This is a genomic window from Armatimonadota bacterium (assembly GCA_037138755.1).
Lineage (GTDB): Bacteria > Armatimonadota > Fimbriimonadia > Fimbriimonadales > Fimbriimonadaceae > Fimbriimonas.
In genome coordinates, this window is the sequence record JBAXHT010000004.1 from 70675 (window position 1) to 88295 (window position 17621).

18 protein-coding genes and 1 tRNA gene are annotated in these 17621 nt (G+C 53.3%); 12 read left to right on the forward strand and 7 right to left on the reverse strand.

All coding sequences use genetic code 11. The features are described from left to right. Window positions 1–26: 26 nt before the first annotated feature. From WCK51_14745 to WCK51_14770, 6 genes are read left to right on the forward strand one after another with little or no spacing between them, the layout of a single operon-like run. Complete coding sequence (locus WCK51_14745; GenBank protein ID MEI7578146.1) at window positions 27–491, forward strand: chemotaxis protein CheW; 465 nt, start codon at window positions 27–29, stop codon at window positions 489–491. After that, on the forward strand, window positions 488–2551 hold the full coding sequence (locus tag WCK51_14750; GenBank protein ID MEI7578147.1) for a chemotaxis protein CheA: 2064 nt from the start codon (window positions 488–490) through the stop codon (window positions 2549–2551). Before WCK51_14745 ends, WCK51_14750 begins: the two co-directional genes overlap by 4 nt. After that, window positions 2541–3416: an HDOD domain-containing protein gene (locus tag WCK51_14755; GenBank protein MEI7578148.1), complete on the forward strand. Its 876-nt coding sequence runs from the start codon at window positions 2541–2543 to the stop codon at window positions 3414–3416. Before WCK51_14750 ends, WCK51_14755 begins: the two co-directional genes overlap by 11 nt. A 14-nt stretch (window positions 3417–3430) precedes the next feature. Next, window positions 3431–5704, forward strand: coding sequence for a flagellar filament capping protein FliD (fliD, locus tag WCK51_14760; GenBank protein ID MEI7578149.1), 2274 nt, complete (start codon window positions 3431–3433; stop codon window positions 5702–5704). Next, window positions 5661–6800 (forward strand): HD domain-containing protein, encoded by a 1140-nt coding sequence (locus tag WCK51_14765; GenBank protein MEI7578150.1) that lies wholly within the window; start codon window positions 5661–5663, stop codon window positions 6798–6800. The genes fliD and WCK51_14765 overlap by 44 nt, the downstream gene beginning before the upstream one ends. A gap of 10 nt (window positions 6801–6810) precedes the next feature. After that, on the forward strand, window positions 6811–7302 hold the full coding sequence (locus WCK51_14770) for a DinB family protein (GenBank protein MEI7578151.1): 492 nt from the start codon (window positions 6811–6813) through the stop codon (window positions 7300–7302). Window positions 7303–7305: 3 nt separating this feature from the next. On the opposite strand, the gene WCK51_14775 is transcribed toward WCK51_14770, so the two are convergent. Together WCK51_14775 and WCK51_14780 are read right to left on the reverse strand one after the other, a co-directional pair. Further along, window positions 7306–7857: a hypothetical protein gene (locus tag WCK51_14775; GenBank protein ID MEI7578152.1), complete on the reverse strand. Its 552-nt coding sequence runs from the start codon at window positions 7855–7857 to the stop codon at window positions 7306–7308. Window positions 7858–7867: 10 nt separating this feature from the next. Then, a tRNA-Ser gene (locus WCK51_14780) sits at window positions 7868–7955 on the reverse strand. Between the two features lie 90 nt (window positions 7956–8045). Between WCK51_14780 and WCK51_14785 the strand changes: the two genes are divergently transcribed. Further along, complete coding sequence (locus tag WCK51_14785) at window positions 8046–9353, forward strand: serine hydrolase domain-containing protein (protein MEI7578153.1); 1308 nt, start codon at window positions 8046–8048, stop codon at window positions 9351–9353. Here the strand turns inward: WCK51_14785 and WCK51_14790 are convergent. From WCK51_14790 to WCK51_14800, 3 genes are read right to left on the reverse strand one after another with little or no spacing between them, the layout of a single operon-like run. Continuing rightward, window positions 9350–9688 carry an iron-sulfur cluster assembly accessory protein gene (locus WCK51_14790; GenBank protein ID MEI7578154.1) on the reverse strand — a complete coding sequence of 113 codons (339 nt, stop codon included), beginning with the start codon at window positions 9686–9688 and terminating at the stop codon, window positions 9350–9352. The two genes, WCK51_14785 and WCK51_14790, sit on opposite strands and share 4 nt — an antisense overlap. A gap of 3 nt (window positions 9689–9691) precedes the next feature. Next, window positions 9692–10156, reverse strand: coding sequence for an Rrf2 family transcriptional regulator (locus WCK51_14795; GenBank protein MEI7578155.1), 465 nt, complete (start codon window positions 10154–10156; stop codon window positions 9692–9694). Beyond that, a complete protein-coding gene (locus WCK51_14800) occupies window positions 10156–10530 on the reverse strand; it encodes a DUF59 domain-containing protein (GenBank protein ID MEI7578156.1) in 375 nt (124 codons plus the stop codon). The genes WCK51_14795 and WCK51_14800 overlap by 1 nt, the downstream gene beginning before the upstream one ends. Window positions 10531–10618: 88 nt before the next feature. Between WCK51_14800 and WCK51_14805 the strand changes: the two genes are divergently transcribed. The 3 genes from WCK51_14805 to WCK51_14815 all read left to right on the forward strand — a co-directional run bounded on the left by WCK51_14805 (window position 10619) and on the right by WCK51_14815 (window position 13751). Continuing rightward, entirely contained in the window at window positions 10619–11512 is an 894-nt protein-coding gene (locus WCK51_14805; GenBank protein MEI7578157.1) for an AraC family transcriptional regulator, read from the forward strand. Then, on the forward strand, window positions 11509–11901 hold the full coding sequence (locus WCK51_14810) for a hypothetical protein (GenBank protein ID MEI7578158.1): 393 nt from the start codon (window positions 11509–11511) through the stop codon (window positions 11899–11901). The genes WCK51_14805 and WCK51_14810 overlap by 4 nt, the downstream gene beginning before the upstream one ends. Before the next feature lie 122 nt (window positions 11902–12023). Continuing rightward, window positions 12024–13751, forward strand: a complete 1728-nt coding sequence (locus WCK51_14815; protein MEI7578159.1) for a hypothetical protein — start codon at window positions 12024–12026, stop codon at window positions 13749–13751. A gap of 53 nt (window positions 13752–13804) precedes the next feature. On the opposite strand, the gene WCK51_14820 is transcribed toward WCK51_14815, so the two are convergent. Further along, window positions 13805–14953, reverse strand: coding sequence for a citrate/2-methylcitrate synthase (locus tag WCK51_14820; GenBank protein MEI7578160.1), 1149 nt, complete (start codon window positions 14951–14953; stop codon window positions 13805–13807). A gap of 121 nt (window positions 14954–15074) precedes the next feature. Between WCK51_14820 and WCK51_14825 the strand changes: the two genes are divergently transcribed. Beyond that, the gene (locus WCK51_14825) at window positions 15075–15806 is read left to right on the forward strand and encodes a hypothetical protein (GenBank protein ID MEI7578161.1); all 732 of its coding nucleotides are present in this window, start codon (window positions 15075–15077) and stop codon (window positions 15804–15806) included. Between the two features lie 3 nt (window positions 15807–15809). Here WCK51_14825 and WCK51_14830 read toward each other — a convergent pair whose 3' ends face one another. Beyond that, window positions 15810–16586, reverse strand: a complete 777-nt coding sequence (locus WCK51_14830) for an AraC family transcriptional regulator (protein MEI7578162.1) — start codon at window positions 16584–16586, stop codon at window positions 15810–15812. Between the two features lie 37 nt (window positions 16587–16623). Here WCK51_14830 and WCK51_14835 point away from each other — a divergent pair, with 37 nt between their 5' ends. Further along, window positions 16624–17592: a phytanoyl-CoA dioxygenase family protein gene (locus tag WCK51_14835; GenBank protein ID MEI7578163.1), complete on the forward strand. Its 969-nt coding sequence runs from the start codon at window positions 16624–16626 to the stop codon at window positions 17590–17592. The last annotated feature ends 29 nt before the right edge of the window (window positions 17593–17621 follow it).

The window sequence follows — 17621 nt, forward strand, 5'->3', positions numbered from 1 at the left end:
ACATACCAAAGATTCAACTACCAACTATGTCAGAAGTCGCAGTTCTCGAAGACGATTTGATGCTACCCGAGCAGAAACTCGTGCGATTCCAACTTGGCGAGGAGCATTTTGCTTTCAGCGTCGACTCCGTCACCGGCATAATCCGATGGCGCGAAGTAACCCCTCTGCCGACGCAATCTCCGCACCTGCTCGGGCTGGCAAATCTACGAGGACGGACTCTACCAATTTCAGATCTGCGGGTTCGGCTAGGGATTCCGTCCGAACTTGCCTTAGAAGATGGATACGTGATCGTTACAGAGAACGAGCACGGCTCGGTTGGCTTCCTGGTCGACGATGTAGCCGAAGTGATCACGATCACCGAGACGGACATTCAGGAAGGCGTCTCTGAATCGAATTCGGTGCTCAGTTCAATGGTTCGAGGGATCGTGAATCTGGACAACACATTAATTTCGATTGTGGACATGAACAGTTTGGTTGGGGTGAGCGAATGAGTGCTGGCGTTGATATGAATGAGTATCTCGACCTGTTTTTGCAGGAAACCGAGGAACAACTGACAATTTTGGAAGCTGAGATCGGCAAGCTCGAAGCAGATCCAACCGATGAGCGAATCGGCGCGATTTTTCGGGCGGCTCACACGATCAAAGGTTCGAGTCGTGCAATGGGATTTGCGAACTATGCCGACTTGACCCACGAGTTCGAGAACGTGCTCTTCAAAGTTCGAGATCGTTCCTTAACGGTCACACCCGAGATTGCAGATTGCTTAGTCCAAACTGTCGATACGATGCTCTCCGGGAAGGAGACTTTGGCTGAGAGCGGTCAGGATATTGGCACGCACCCTGACTTGGTGGAAATGTTAAACGCCTTTGCTTCGGGAGCAAGTGGACAAATCGCCACTAAGAAGCCTTCAAGCACGCAAGCAGTGGTGTGGCCGGACGAAGTAATCGAGAGCCTGAATGCACTGCCGACTCTCGAAGGGATATACGAGGTTAGGGTTGAGCTGGATGAAACCTGCGGCATGAAGTATGTCCGCATGTTTATGGTGATCTCGGCCATCAACGGCTTCGGCGAAATACTGTGGGCGAATCCAGTTCAGGAGAAAATTGAGGCCGAGGAGTTCGACTTTGAGGTCAGATTCCTAGTGGCACTCAACGAAAACCCAGCCGACGTTAGCAAGAGTTTATCGGCAATTGGTGAAGTCAAAGCAGTTGATGTTGTGCCATTCTCTGCGCCAAAAGCGATCCCGTCGGTTGAACCCGAAGTTGTTCCATCAGTCGTTGAGGAGATGGTGGAGCGGGGCGATGACCGGCGCCAAACGGATCGAAGAGCTCCTGAACCAAAGCGTGAGACAAACCAGACGATTCGTGTCGACGTTTCGCTCCTAGATAACCTTATGAACCTGGTCGGTGAGTTGGTTATCGACCGAACCCGCTTGAGCCAGATCGGAGCGAACATTGCGGCAAAAGCCGCGTCGCACGAAGAAGTCGAATCCCTCGCGGAGACGGTTGGGCACATCGGACGAGTCACTAGCGAACTGCAGGAACAGATCATGCGGGCGCGAATGCTGCCCATCGATACCGTGTTTCAGCGGTTCCCACGCATGGTGCGCGATCTTTCGCGAAAGCTCGGCAAGAAGGTTGAGATGGTCATCGAGGGTGGCGAGACCGAAGTCGACCGAAGCGTTATCGAAGGGATCAGCGATCCGCTGATTCACATGATCCGAAACTCGGTCGACCACGGCCTCGAGCCTTCTGTTGAGGAGCGCGTGAAGGCAGGTAAGCCAGAAGTCGGAACCGTTCGGCTTACTGCCAAACACAAGGATAACGCAATTTGGGTCGAAATCATCGACGACGGTCGAGGAATTGACGCTGATCGCCTTCGCGCCAAAGCGGTAGAAAAGGGCTTAATGTCAGCCGATGCGGCAGCAAGGCTTTCTGATCGAGATGCGCAAATGCTGATCTTCCACAGTGGTTTCAGCACGGCTAAAGAAGTTACTGACGTCAGCGGACGAGGTGTTGGGATGGACATCGTTCGATCCAACATCATGTCGATGGGGGGGCTCATCGATCTTGAGAGCACTGTTGGAGTTGGTACGAGGTTTATCCTAAAGTTGCCGCTCACGGTTGCAATCATGGGCGGACTTCTGTCGCGAGTCAGCGATGTGGACTATGTGATGCCGATCGGTTCGATCATCGAGACTCTGTCCATTGACGCTCAGCCGATCACCAAAGTTGGTAGGCAGCCAGTGATCATCTTGAGGGGTCAAACTGTCCCGATTCTAAAACTGAGAAATCTTTTCAAAGTTCCAGGAAGTTTTACTGAAGAGTCTGCCGATAACTACGTTGTAGTGGTAGGTTCTGCCGAGCAAAAAGTTGGCTTGGTAGTGGATCGACTTCTAGGAGAACAGGAAGTAGTGATCAAGTCGATCAGCAAATATTGTGGAGAATTGCCCGGACTTTCGGGAGCAACAATTCTTGGCAATGGGCGCGTGGCTCTGATTGTGGACATCAATTCGATTCTAGAAGTTACACGAGGGTTTGATAATGGTTGTTGATGCAGAAGCATTGGTTATTCGTAAGCGCCTAGAGCAATCGCTCAAGGAGCTTCCGCCGCTGCCTACCGCGGTTGCGAAGGTCTTGGATGAGACCAACAAGACCGAACCGGACTTGCATCGCATTGACGAGATCATAGCTGGTGACCAGGCTCTGGCCTCCAAGGTTCTACGAATCGTGAACTCGGCATATTACGGGTTGTCTCGCCAGGTGACAAGCGTTGGACAGGCGGTCATGATCCTGGGGATCCAACAGGTTAGAACGATCACGCTTTCAGTGGGATCCATTGCCGCATTCAGCAGCAAGAATCCGGTTGATCCCGAAGGCGCTCGACGATTCTGGGAGCATAGCTTTGCCACCGCAGCCGCCTGCCAAACCATCGGCCACAAACTCGGAGTAGATAAGAAGTCGATTGAGACTCTCTCTACCATTGGAATTCTGCACGATATCGGAAGGATGTTCATCTTCTGCAACTTCAAGTCGGTTTACGACAAGATGGTCCAGAAGGCACTGAAAGAGGGAATTTCTTACGAAGAAGTCGAAGCTCACTTCCTAGGTGAAAACCACGCTGGAATCGGTGCGATGATCGCTGAAAAATGGGGTCTCCCCGAGCAGATCGTCCAAAGTATTCGGTGGCACGAGGGTCCTTTCGAACCCACGGTTGACAGGGCACTCGCAACGCTTCACCTTGCTGACTGGATGCATAAAGGCGTGTACTACGGCGATGATAAGGCACCGATTTCTGGCATCGATCCAGTGATCTATGAGGCTTTGGGCCTCTCGGAAGAAGTTCTGGAGCAGATTCAAGAGCAAGTGCGGAAGAAGGTAGCTGAGGCTAGTCAGTTGTACGGAATGGTCGCGGCTTGATGGAGTAGGGGCAAATGGCAGTTACGAGCACGAACGGCATTTCGTTTAGCGGTTTGAGTAGCGGTCTGGATACAGACAGCATCATCTCGCAACTCGTCAACCTTGAAAAAGCTCCGATCCAGCGGCTTACTCAGCAGCAGACTACACTCCGCAACAAAGCTGAACTCTACAGCCAATTTGCGTCCAAGATCACTGGAATCGCGTCAGCCGGAAACCAGCTCACGACTCTCGGAACGTTTTCTGCAATCACGGCTTCCTCCAGCGATAACGCGGTTGCTAGCGTTACGGTTGATCCGGGAGCGACCCTCGCAGGGTCGTTCAACCTCACCGTATCCAAGCTTGCTCAAGCGCAGAAACTATCAAGCGGAGCCCAGACCAGTGCGACCACTGGACTTGGTTTCACAGGCTCGTTTTCAGTCAACGGCAAGGCTGTGAACGTGCAGACCACGGACTCGATCACCTCGATTGCCCAAAAGGTGAACGGACTTGGCGTGGGAGTGACTGCTTCCGTTATTGACGGTGGGACCAACAACGCCTATCTTACGTTTACTTCTGGAACCACTGGATTAACGGGTAAGGCTCAGCTTTCAGATCTCAGCGGAACGATTCTTAACTCACTTGGTGTATTGAACGGAACGACGAGCATCCGGGAACCAGTCACGAACGGAGCCGCAGGAACTAAAATGTCCGCTTCGACCACCGCCCTTGGAACCTTGATGGGCACAACGGGCCTCTCAAATCAAACGGTTCAGATTAACGGTGTCGGGGTCACCCTGAACCTCCAGACTGACTCACTTCAAGGGGTAGCCGACAAGATCAATGCTGCGTCGACGGGTGCAACCGCGTCAGTTGTGTCGATCACGGAAAACGGTACGACAAAGTATCGCCTCGAAATCAAGAACCCTTCTTCGACACCTACCTTTACAGATTCGGGAAACACTTTGGCGTCGCTCGGAATCCTGCAGGCGGGTGCGGCAAACCAACTCGTTGCGGCTCAAGATGCCGCATACTCGGTAGACGGTGTTAACCTAACTTCATCGACAAATAGCGTCAAAGGTGTTGTTCCTGGTGCCACACTCACTTTGATAAAAGCGAATCAGACGACTCCAGAAAAGTCGACCATCAGCTTAACCAGTGATACCGACACTATATCTAACCGCGTGCAGGCTTTCATCACGTCATTCAACGAGACAGCGGGCTTTATCGATCAATACAGCAAGTTTGACGACAAGACCTTCGCCACGGGTCCACTCTTTGGGGACTCTACAGTGAGGCAGTTTCTTTCGACGTTCACCGTGTCCCTGTTTAACACTCTTCCGGGTGCCACGGGTGATTACAAGAATGCGTCGTCGATCGGCATGCGGCTGAACTCCAAAGGAACAATCGACTTTGACACTGCCGTATTCAAAGCTGCTCTTGAAAAAGACCCGGAGGGCGTCAGGAAGATCTTCCAAAACTCCGGATCCAGTGCCAACAGCGCGCTGACATTTGTATCTGCAGCGTCCACGGCCAAACCTTCAGCCTCCGCACCTTACGATATCAGCGTCACGCAGATTTCGACAAAGACGAAGTATCTTGCCGCAACCGTCAAAACGGGCGCCAACACTGCTTCAGAGGTTTTGACTTTTGGGGGCGCGCTCATGGGCAACACTAACTACACGCTCAACATAGATGTTGGCGCGACAATGACGGATATCGTCAACAAGATCAATGGAGACTCAAAGCTCAAAGACTTGTTGACCGCCTCCAACAACGGTGGCAAGCTCCAAATTGATAGTAAACGCTTTGGTACCGGTGGCAAGTTCACCCTGGTTAGTAACCAGTCGCCGCTTGGCACAAACTCAGGTGTAGGCTTTTCCGCTGGTTCGCTGATTGATGGCCTGGATATCGCGGGCACCATCGCTGGCCAAGCTGCTACTGGAAGCGGGCAATTTCTGACCGGAGCTTCTGGCAACACCGTTGCCAATGGATTGCAGATCCAGTACACCGGATCTGCGACGGGAGTGGTTGGTTCAATGTCATATGTGCAAGGGCTTTCGGGCTCCATCAATGAGGCACTCAAAACATTCACTGACTCCCTGAACGGCCTCGCCGTTGCAGGGCAAGATGCCTTTAAGAAGCAGGCGGACGATTTACAGAAGGACATTGACCGAATCAATCTCCGAGCGACCCAAAAGTCGGACGATCTGAAAGCTAAGTTTATTTCGATGGAGTCACGGATGAGTGCGCTCAAGAATCAGGGTAATGCACTGTCGCGGCTCTTCGCAACACCATCCAATTCAAGCTAAGCGGCAGAACAGTGATCTGGTTCGTCTGTATGCGGTGCAGATGACGATTCGGGAGCAAATAGAGGAACGTGAAGCTACAGCATTGTCTCCGCTCGCGTGTCCGGCTCGGGATTCCGCAGGTCGGGTTTCCCCTGAAGAGCATGATCCCGTACGAACATGCTTCCAGAGGGATCGGGATCGAATTCTTCACAGCAAGGCTTTTCGTCGTCTAAAGCACAAGACCCAAGTTTTCATTGACCCGGCTGGGGATCATTACCGGACACGGATGACGCATACGCTGGAAGTCGCGCAGATTGCGCGGACGATTGGTCGGGCCCTGCGATTAAATGAAGACCTTATTGAAGCAATTGCACTAGGACACGACGTGGGTCACACCCCTTTTGGACACGCCGGAGAGCGCGCTCTGGACGAAGCAATAGCAAGCTACTGGAAGGATCAGGGCAGTGAAGCTGACCAAGACGCGTTGCCGCTGGAAGCTGGTTCTGGTGCACCTCGAAGGTTTCGCCATTACGAGCAGTCCCTCCGGATCGTTGACGTTCTGGAGAATCTGAACCTGAGTGAGGAGGTTCGGCAGGGGATTGATGGGCATAGCAAAGGCCGCAAGGACCTAAGCGACGCGGACGGAGAGCAGATTTCCACTCTGGAGGCCGCGGTGGTGCGGCTCAGCGATCGAATCGCTTACTTGAATCACGACGTTGACGACGCGATTCGATCGGGGATTATCGAGCGGGTGCCGGCGGAGTTCGATCTTCTCGGTACTCGGTATTCCGATCGAATTGGATTCCTTGTTCGAGACGTGATCGAGCAAAGCGTTGACCAGCCGTTCATTCGCATCTCCGACAATTACATTCGGGCCATGAATGGCCTCAAAGAGTGGATGTTCGAAAACGTCTATCTCCGATACCCCGTACTCTATCCGGACGTCACAAAAGCCGAACGGCTCGTCCAAAATCTCTTTGAACACTTCCTAAATCCGGGAACCCTTCCTGACGGCTACGAAGGGTTGCAAGGTGCAGTGGATTACGTTGCAGGAATGACCGATCGATTTGCGATTGAAACCTACGAGCGGCTCCACGTCCCGGTTGCCTGGCAGTAGAATCTTGCCCATGGATCAACTGGGCTACATTCAACTCTGCAAAGCGGACGCCGAGGAAGGAATGGCGATTTTCCTTCGCAACTTCTCTCGTGTCCCGGCCGAAAAACTGAACTGGACTCCAGCGCCGACCTCTAAATCCGCTTTGCGAATCGCAGCCCACACAGCCCTGTACTATTCGCGCTTTGCCGAGATGATTCGGAATCGCGCAACAACGCGAGTCGAGGACTTGGAAGCCTGGCTCTCGGAGCGAAACTCAGAAGAAGTCGCGATTACCTCCGCCGAAGAAATCAAAGCAGCCTTCGTGGAAGGGTTGCGGGAAGTCAACGACGCGTTGGATTCACTTTCTGCGGAAGAAGTTGACTTGGTTATCGACTCAGGTCAAGGGTGGACGATGCCGATGCGGTTCCTCATGAAACTTCCCGGCTGGCACGCAACGCTTCATACGGGGCAAATCGATTATCTACAGACTTGCTGGGACGATCAAGAAGTTTATGTGGGCTAGTGCCTATTCGGGCATCTCGGGCACGTTAGTTGGGTGCCATTCCCCGTTTAGAAGGTGGTAGATCGTCTCCCCCAGCAAAGTTCCCGCCGGGCATCCGGCCTGATCCAGCTCGGCTTGAGGATAGTACCGAGCATAGTTTGAGTCCAAGAAGACAGCCTGATGGCGAATTCTAATCTCGTCCGGTACGGGTAACTCTGCTTCGGAATCCACCAATGTGACCTCCCGCCTTGAAACCCAGCCATGATCTTGGAACACCTCTGCGTGAGCTTCAATGGGCTGTCCTGCCGCGTAGGCGACTACGATGCGGTAGTACGGCGTAAGGAGCCAAATCGCCAGACTTGATGCCAGTTGAACTGAGCTCATGTGCTCATGCCAGGGTTCAACGGCTACAACGATGTCCTCAGGCCCTGCGAACGTGATTGAAATCGGAAACGAGTCTGGAACTTGGGGGACGAGAAGGAGTCGCTCTGCCGATGGGGTTTCAACTGTAAGCTTTCCCGTTCGAACACGAGACTCAAATGCGTCGAGAATGAGCTGCAGTTCGGGAACCAGCATGATGCTAAGCTGGCAGAGCGAGAGGGATTCGAACCCTCGAGACGTTTCCGCCTACACGATTTCCAATCGTGCTCCTTCGACCACTCGGACACCGCTCTGCACAAGGTCAAGACCTTGAACAGGTCTAAGTAACTATTATGGCAAATTTCGCGCAACTCATTCCTGCTTCTGCTTCGTAATGAATCGCAATGCTCACTTCACTCGCCCTTTCCTTGGCTCTTGCCCAGTCGACTCCGGTTGATGCCATCGTTCAAAAACACCTTGACAAAGGGCTTCTAGGAATCGGGGTGGCTGTCTTGAAAGACGGAAAGGTTGTGCATCTGAAGACGTATGGCAAAGGTGCGAACGCCAAGAACGACGGTCATTACCGGCTTGCGTCGATCACGAAGCAATTCACTTCTGGCGTGATCGTCCGGCTCGTTCGAGAGAAAAAACTAGCCTACGAAGACACCCTTGGGAAGCTGATGCCAGACACTCCTTCGGCTTGGCATGCCATCACGATAAGACAGCTTCTCACTCACATCAGCGGGATCCCGAGCTACACCGATTCTGCCAAATTCCCATTTGTTGCTTTCAAACCGACAAAGCCCGACGGGATATGGCAGTTGGTTAAGAACGACAAAATGGACTTCGCCCCAGGCACCAAGTACAACTACAACAACACTGCTTACTGCTTGCTCGGCAGCATCATTGAGCGAACAACGAAGAAGGACTACTATGCGGCATTGGATAGCTATCTGTTGCGCCCAGCCGGGATGCGAAGCACGGGGTCCGAGAAGAAGTTTAAAGTCGTCGAGAGCTTTGACGAACAGGGCAAACCGAGTGTCAAGCTCAACATGGATTGGCCATATGCAGCAGGCGCTCTCGTTTCGACCCTCTCGGATATGGCTAAGTGGGATGTCGCTTTGCGCGGCGAGCTCCTGTTCACTGCTGCCGAAAAGCAGCTCATGTTTAACCCTGATCCAGCGACTCAGAAGCTGGGACATGACTATGGCTTTGGCTGGGACACCACTTATGCGAACGGCAAGGTCTACAGCTATTCGCATACCGGCGGCATTCCCGGATTCTCGAACATCATTGAAAGGACAGCTAATGGTGTGACCACGATCGTTTTGGCAAACCACGAATACGAGGGAGTTGTTTCTTTGCGATCTGAGATCAGGGATGCGTTCGATCCAATGCCCAAGCCTCCGGTAGTTGAGGATGCCCGGCCTGAACTGACTGCGAAGCATCGCAAGATGATTGAGGAGATGGTGGCTGGTCGCTGCGATGAGTCGCTGTTTTCGCCCGACTTCCTCAAAAAAGTGCCCGCCTCAGTGCTGCTTTCAACCTCCAAACGGTTCGTGACTCTCGGCGAACTGACAGAGTTCAGCCTCACAAAATCGGAAGGAGACGAGCCGATCAAGAGAACCTACCGCTTGGTATTTGGAACGTCACCGCTCACGCTAGGCGTGATCACCAAGGGTGGATTGATCACCGGAATGGTGCTGAATTAAGCCGACTTCGGTGTAAAGCTAGTTCCGCAGCCACAGGATCGAGCGGCATTTGGGTTCTCGAACTGAAAGCCGCCGCCGATCAGGTTCCCAGTGTAGTTGAACGTGGAACCCTCGAGGAACTTCGCGCTCTTGCTGTCGCAAACAACCGTGATTCCGTCAATAACGAGTTCGAGGTCAATCGGACGACGAAACGTGTCAAGTTCCATTCGGTACTCAAACCCGCTACAGCCCCCGCCTTTCACTCCAAGCCTCAGGAAAACTCCTTCACGACCATCTTTGGCGACGATGCGTTTGATTTGGGCGAGGGCTGAATCTGTAACGGTGATTGGGAACATGGTTTAGACGTTGGATGAAACCGGTTGGGGCTTTGGGGACCAGGTGACGTTTGACTTTGCTTCTGTCGTGACCATGTCTTGCAGGGTCACTCGGTCTAAGACGTTATCAACGGCGCCTTGAATGATCTGCCAGAGCGAGCGCACCGAGCAGTCAACGGCGTGGGTACAAATGTCGAGCGCTCCAGAGTGCTTTCGGCAGAACTCAGCGTCGTATAGCTTTCCTCCAAGCAAGGCAAGCACGTCGCCGACTGCAATCTCGGTCGCGCTGCGAGCAAGCGAGTATCCACCGGCCTGTCCGCGGCTGGCGACGACGAATCCTTCCTTGCGAAGGATCATCAAAATCTTCGCCGCATGGGTGGAGCTGATGCCTTCGAGATCGGAGATTTCAGGAATCGTGAGTGGCCGACCGGCTTTGGCGATCTGAATCAGGCAACGCAAGCCGTACTCTTCTTGCGCCGAGAACTTCATTAATCGAGCCCCAAAATGAGCTTCGCTTCCTCGCTCATCATTTCGATGGTGAACGGTGGATCCCATGTCAGTTCAAGCGAAACCTTGCCAATTCCTTCGGTGTTTCGAACCGCCGTCTCGACTTCGCCGGGAAGGGAACCGGCTACTGGGCAAGATGGTGACGTCAACGTCATCAAGACGTGAGCATTCTTATCGTCATCGATTTGAATATCGTAAATCAGCCCCAGATCGTAGACGTTGATCGGAATTTCTGGATCGAACACAGTGCGAATCTGTTCGACAATTTCGGCTTCAAACAGGCTTTTCTGAATCGTGTTCATCTTTGGTGACCCTACTTCGCTGGGCTCTTCGCGAACGGCAACGGGTTTGGGCATATACAACATTCTACGTCATCGCGTCAAAATGAATTCCGCAAGCCAGGTCAAACGAATTCGGAAACTGAACCAGGAGAATAGATCACAAGTGAACGCAAGCACCCGAAGCGACTACCTCAAGATGGCGAACGAGATTGTCCAGGTGATCCTGGCAAACCTTGATCGTCCCTTGGATTTTCGTGACGTCGCTGATGTTGTCGCAATGTCGCCTTTCCACGTTCATCGGGTCTTTTCTGCCTTGGCCGGAGAGAGCATCAACGAAATGCACCGAAGGCTTCGGCTGGAGCGGGCTTGTTATGCGCTGAAGTATTCCCAAGAGCCTGTCGGTGAGATCGCGCTATTGGCGGGCTACGGAAGCCACGAGTCGTTTGTTCGGGGGTTCAAGGCGGTTTTTTCAAGCACGCCGAGTGAGGCTCGTAGCGATTCCCGGCGGGACTACCATGTTCGGGTTAGCAATGGTGTTCACTTCTTCTCGGGCACGCGCGCTGTCGCTCTGAAGCCCGCAGTCGTTGGAGACATTCAAATGGAAGTTAACATTCTTGAAAACTGCGAATCTCGCAGACTCGCCATCGTGCCGCACCAAGGGGCATATCACCTTATTGGTTCTGCGTTTGAAAAGCTTGGAGGTCTCGCCTCGCAAAACCAACTCTGGGGAGGCTCGATGATCGCCATCTACTATGATTCCCCCGAGCTAACTGCGGAACCCGAACTTCGTTCCGCCGCAGGAATTGAGATCATGGGGGATCGCCCCGCCCCGGCAGGGATGGATGAAGTCTCGCTCAGTGGCGGCAGGTGGGCTTGCTACCGACACGTTGGACCCTATAGCGGTTTAGGAGATTCGTGGAACAAGTTCTCATCCTGGTTAGTTCAGAACGGTTATGAGTTCGGAATGGAGCCAGCTTACGAGCTCTACGTGAATGACTGTAGTCGAGTGGCTCCCCACGAATTGCTCACTGACTTGTATATTAGTGTGAAACCATGAAAGCAAAGTCTTGGAACGAAAAGTTGCGGTGCGATATGCAGCCCGAGGTGAAACCACTTGGGAAGGCGTTTGGTGGTTTTCCAGCAGGAGCGAGGCTTCTGATTCCTACTCCGATGATGGTCATGGGATATGTAAATTCGATCCCGCTCGGCGAATCGAGAACTGCTCAACAGATGAGAGCTGACCTAGCCGCTCAGAATGATGCCGACACTACGTGTCCGCTATGTTCTGGGATTTTCTTGAGAATTGTCGCGGAAGCGGCCCATGAGACTGGTGCAGACGTTCCGGTCTGGCGGATTATCGACGCCAAATCTCCAACTAGGAAGAAGCTGAGCTTTGACGTCGGTTTGCTGGATAAGCGTCGAGCCGCCGAAGGGCTTCCAGCCTGAGCACGAAGCGTGCCAGAGATCGGAGCCAGACCTATCAATAATGCCGGATTGTCTGTCGAATAGCCAGATAACCCGGCAAAGTTTTTGGTGACTTGGTGTTGGCACGGGGGCAGAAACTCTCCATGAAGCGAGTTTCTCTCATTGCCCTATTATCAGTATCCGCAGCAAGCCAGGCTCAAACTGCAGAGTGGTTTGCCAGCCGTTTCGGCCTTAACGTCCAAGCTCCTGCACCTTCGGAAGGAGCGCTCATGTCCCAGTTCAAAGTCCCTAAGTTTCTGGCTTCAAAGCCCAACTCGAGGTTGAACAACGACAAGGGAATTATGGATGGACAGCAGGTTGTCCTCACGGACGAAAAATATGCGTACAACGATCCACGCTGCGCACCGTGGGCCGAGATGCTGGACCTGACTGATAAGCTCCCTGCCAATACTTGGATTCGTTTGGAGTCCGGCCTTAACCACCACTTTTACAACCCTTACGACAAAGTTGGAGTTCAAGAAGACCGGCTTACGGAAGGCCTAGTCGGCAGACTCATGTACCGCAATTCTAATCCTAGAGACACTCTGAATCTCTTGTTTGTCGTTGCACCAGGAATCAACGCTCATACGGGCCCAAGCGACTCATGGAGCAAAATCGAAGTCGATCCGCTTGGTAACAAGTTGACTACGCCAGTGACAACTAAGGCTCCGAAGGACCGTGACTGGTGGCGACCAGAAAATGCAATGTTGCCGTATTTGAAACAGGGATTTCAAAAGTACGTCAACATCATCAACGACGCCGCAGCTGTTCAAGCGCGAGCTAAGTATGGTTCTGCTGGCCGAACTCTGAACTTTGTGCAAAAGCTCGGATTCCAGCTCGGTAACGAACCTGGTACCGGCCATCCTGGCGGCTCTATGTTCGCCCAGATCGGCTCGTGGGAAGGTCTCGGAAGGGTCAATGAAGGGGTGACGACGGGAATCAACTACGGAGTTAGTCCGGCGATTCGAACTCAATTGGGAATCCCGACTTCCTTTGGCACTAACCCGCTGACCCTGCCTGCATTTTCGTTTCTAAGCGAGAATGTGAACCAGATCAACGCGAACTACGTAGGAGGGCGGCTCATGAACTTCCAGCAGAGCGGAGCGTTCGCACCTGGACTGAATGAAGTCGCTACGTATGGCAAGGAAATGGCCGGATATCGCTGGTCGCAGCAGTGCGGAAGGCGATCCTTACACTTCAGATCCCCAGTGCTGCGATGGAAGTTCTTCCGCAACGATTTCGGTATGGCAGAGGGCGAGGGCAGAGAGCTCTTGCACTACGGACCACAAGATCCGACTTGGGGTCGCTGGGAAACGGCGGCCGAGTATGCAAAGCGTTGGGTCTCCGACCTTGAGAAAGGGGTGGATATGATCGCGAACTTGCCGATGCCTACTGCTTCAAAGATTGTCGACATCACTGAGTGCTACTTCGTGAACGGAGACCTTGGAGCTGCTCCGTTTGATATCAACATGGTGGACGGATCAGGTGCCAAGCTCAGCTTCGCAAACATGACCCTCGATCAAGTTAGGACCGCCGCGAAGAATTGCCGTGTTCAAAATGGCAAGTTCACACCGCTGCTTCCAACTCAGCTGCCGCCGACCCGACAAGAAATCATGGTTGCAGTTCGAAACGAGCTGTACGACAGAGATGTGGTCCAGAAGAACCTCACCAAGAACCTCGGAAGGATTTTCATCTGGAGCTCCGTGAGCATGGGCTGCCGCGAGATGACTGGACTCAACGTTGGCGCGGGGAACAATGTGGTCGGCTACAACCCCTGGGGTGATTTCCGCCTGAGCGGCGAAGAGATGAAAGCATTCTGGAACGTGCAGTAAGAGCAAGCGAAGAATCCCCTCTCGAAATGATAGGGGATTCATTGTTTGTCGAGTTATCGATTTTCGATAGCCGTGTACTCTAGGTTGTGAGCACCTTCGTAGATAACCTTTGGCCGGATCAGCCGATTGTTATCCAATTGCTCGATTGCATGTGCAGTGTAGCCAGCTAGACGAGCGACGACGAACAGTGGGGTGTAGAGGTCAATAGGGATGTCGAGAAGATAGTAGGCGTAAGCTGAGGGGAAGTCGACATTCGGGAAGATGTTCTTCCGTTCGGCCATCGTCTTCTCAAGAATGTTGGCAATCTCTGTGAACTTGGTGTTGCCTTGCTCTTCTCCGAGTTCCTTCGCAACCTTGCTCATGTAGAAGGCGCGGCTGTCGCCCTTCTTGTACTCGCGGTGACCAAAGCCCATGATCTTTTTCTTGTTCTCGATTGCGTCATCAATCCAAGCTTGAGCCTTGTCTGGCGTGCCGATTTCGAGGATCATGTGCATGGCTTCCTCGTTAGCTCCCCCGTGGAGCGGACCGCGAAGCGTTCCGATACCAGTCACGACTCCAGAGTACAGGTCGGACAGCGTTGCGACCGTCACACGATTGGCAAACGTCGAAGCGTTGAATCCGTGCTCAGCGTAGAGGCACAGTGAAGCGTCCATGACTTCAACAGTCTTGGCTTTCGGCTCTTCGCCACTGAACAAGTACAAGAAGTTCTGCGCGATGGAATGCTCGGGTTTCGGCTTGAGCGGCTCGTGCCCGTTTCGAATACGGTGTCCGTTGCCGACGATGGTGGACGCTTTAGCAACGATGCGAATCGCTTTGCGAACGTTTGCTTCGTGGTCGGTTGGAGCACTCCTGTAGTCGGGGTCGGAAGGTGCTAGCGCAGAGTACGCGGTGCGTACCAAGTCCATTGGGTGGGTGCTCTTCGGCAGAGCCTTAATTACGTCGTAAACGTATGCCGGAATCTCACGCTCGGCGACTAACAAGTCGTTGAACTCCTTGAGCTCGGCTACAGTTGGCAACTTGCCATTGATGAGCAGGTAGGCGCACTCCTCATAGGAACCCTTTTCTGCCAAGTCGTGAACGTCGTATCCTCGGTACTGAAGCGAGCTTCGGTCGCTGTCGATCTCAGAGATTGTGCTGATGCCAGCGATCACGCCTTCAAGGCCGGGGCTGTAATTCGGATATTTGTTAGCTACGTCGCTCATTCCTAGTGTCCTACTGTGCGAGCAGTCTACCCGTCAGCACCCGGTAGTAAGGAGGGTTAAGTGAGTCGCATGAATGAACGAACTTGACACGGGGAGTCGCTCCTTGATAAAGTGCCCAGCCATGGGTTATTCGCTCTCCGTTTACTCGGTGCCTGCGGGCGCAGTTTCCAATTCGCTTAGTTCTAAGGATCAAGATTTGTTCGATCGCATCGTTGCGTCGAAAGCGAAAGACCTCAAAAGCAACGATGAGTTTTTTGAAGACGATGAACAGGACGAGGACGAAGAAGAAGACGTTGAACTCTCCGGGTGTCTGGGTTTCATCGTCAAAATTCTGGGCAAGAAAACTGAAGCTCCGGTTTATGAAGGCCCCAAGTCTTCGGGTCCCTTCCCAAAGAGCGCCGACCTACTTCATGCACTGATCTTTGGCGAGACACTTGATTCGCGTTGTGGCGCAAAGCTTGGCTATGTGTTTCAGATGTTGGTGCAGCACCTCGGAGAATCGGAAGACGTTGGGTCATTTGAGCAGATGCGGAGTAGTTCCAACTGGACCGGCGACTTTGACGGACTTCTAAAGCAGGCTGGAGTCGGTCGCGAAGTATTCTCGATTGAGTGCAAGCTGATGGAAAGGTACGCACCGATTCCGGTGCCACATCCGTACGATTTCCCGGCCTATGGTTACTTGCTTGCTGATGAAGCAAAGTTGGCGCAACCAGTGGTCCAGGCTTCGAAGATTGATGAGTTGGCCGCCGCACATCAGTATGGAGAGGTCGCAGTACAGGCCGCGGAAGCCGTCAAAGGTTGGATCAACAAGGCGGCGGATCAAAATCGAGATATCTTTGGCTTCTACTATTAGCGGTTAATTTTCCCAGAGGGTTTTCCTTAGTTCGCGAGGCGACTTTCCGGTCGATTTGCGAACTAAGCGGCTGAAGTGAAAGGGGCTCTGGAAGCCGAGCTGAAGACTGATTTCGGCAAACGTGAGTCCGGTTGAACTCAGTAGTTCAATCCCCCTGCGAGTGCGCTCTTGCCATAAATATTTGGCGGGGGTAATTCCGAGGTTGGCGCGGAAGAGTCTTGTCAGGTGTTGCGGCGTGACGAATGCACTGGCGGCGATTTGGTTTAGGCTTAGCGGCTGGTGGAGTTGAGCGTCGATAAATGCTACGGCAAGGTCAATAGGCTCCGATTTGGGTGGTCTTGTCGGAGCGAGAAAGGCTTCGATTACCGTCAGAGCCAGTGTATTGAGGAACTCGGTTCCTTGCGCCGAAAGGCCGGTTCGGAGCAGGGATTCGATGGTGAGGACATCTGTTCGGGTTCTGGCTTGAGCTAGCACACGAGCCTTTATGCTTTCGGTGAAGGAGTCCGGCGCGACGGAAACCCAAAGGTGCGCGCAAGGGGCGTCTCGGTCGAATTCAAAAGTCTCGTCTTCACCTGGCCGGCAGAGGACGGCTCGGGTTGGATCGAGGGGGCTTCGTTGGCCATTGATAACCACGGCGGCGGTTCCGCGCGTGATCAGTACGAGTTGGAAGTCGGGTTGAACCCTAGGTCCACAGAGACCTCCGGGGCGGTAGAAGGCTTCGCCGAACGTGCAAGTTGCCGTTTTGTTCGTTCTGGATATGTTTAGGTTGCTGACAGACATACAATTGATTCGCGAAAAAGTTAATCATAGTTATAACATGATTTCGCCTTCGCTCAACCAACTTGCCGAAGATCGTAAGCTCGCGCCATGGAGTTCGTGGTCAAACGGACGTCCAGCGGGCTACTTCGATCTTCCAATGACCGCAGAAGCCGCCTCGTTCTTCAAAGAGAACGGGTTTCTGGTCATAGAAAATGCTTTCAACGTCGCCGAAATTGAGCAGCTCCGCACCGAAGCAACTTCGATTTGCCGAGGCGAGCGCGGCGAAGTGCGCGGAGCACCGACCACGACTGCCGAAATGACCGACGAGGAGGTTCTCCGCCAGGTGCTTTGTATTCATTTCCCCCACAAAATCTCTCCGATGATCCATGAGAATCTTGGGCGCCCGGCGTTTGTAGACGTGCTTACCAGCATCATTGGTCCAAACGTGAAGTGCATGCAGTCGATGCTCTTTATAAAAGCCAGCGGTAAGCCCGGTCAGGCTTGGCACCAGGACGAGGTCTACATTCCGACTCGTGACCGTTCGCTGACCGGTGGGTGGATCGCGATGGACGACGCGACCGTTGAGAACGGCTGCCTATGGGTGATTCCGGGCTCGCACAAACCGGGAACGATGTACTTCCAAGAGTGGCATGGCGACAGGCGGTTCGATTGCTCGGAGGAGGCTCGCCGGTTTCCATACTCGAATGACGACGCAGTTCCGGTGGAGGTGAAGGCGGGTTCGATTGTCTTCTTCAACGGCTATTTGTTGCACCGTTCTCTTCCGAACTATGCCGATGGCGGCTTCCGGCGCTCGCTAGTCAATCACTACATGAGTGCTGAATCGCTGCTCCCCTGGTTCTGGAACACCCAGACCCCTGGTCAGTTCGCGACCCTGGATCATCGCGACGTTGAGATTATCGCTGGCGAAGACCCTTATGCTTGGCGAGGCTATGAGAATGTTCATACTTGCCACATTCGGCCCGACGGAAAGGGTGGCTGCGGGAACAATGAGTACAACAAAGGTTGAGCGACTTCGAGGTTTCATTGGGCGTCTGA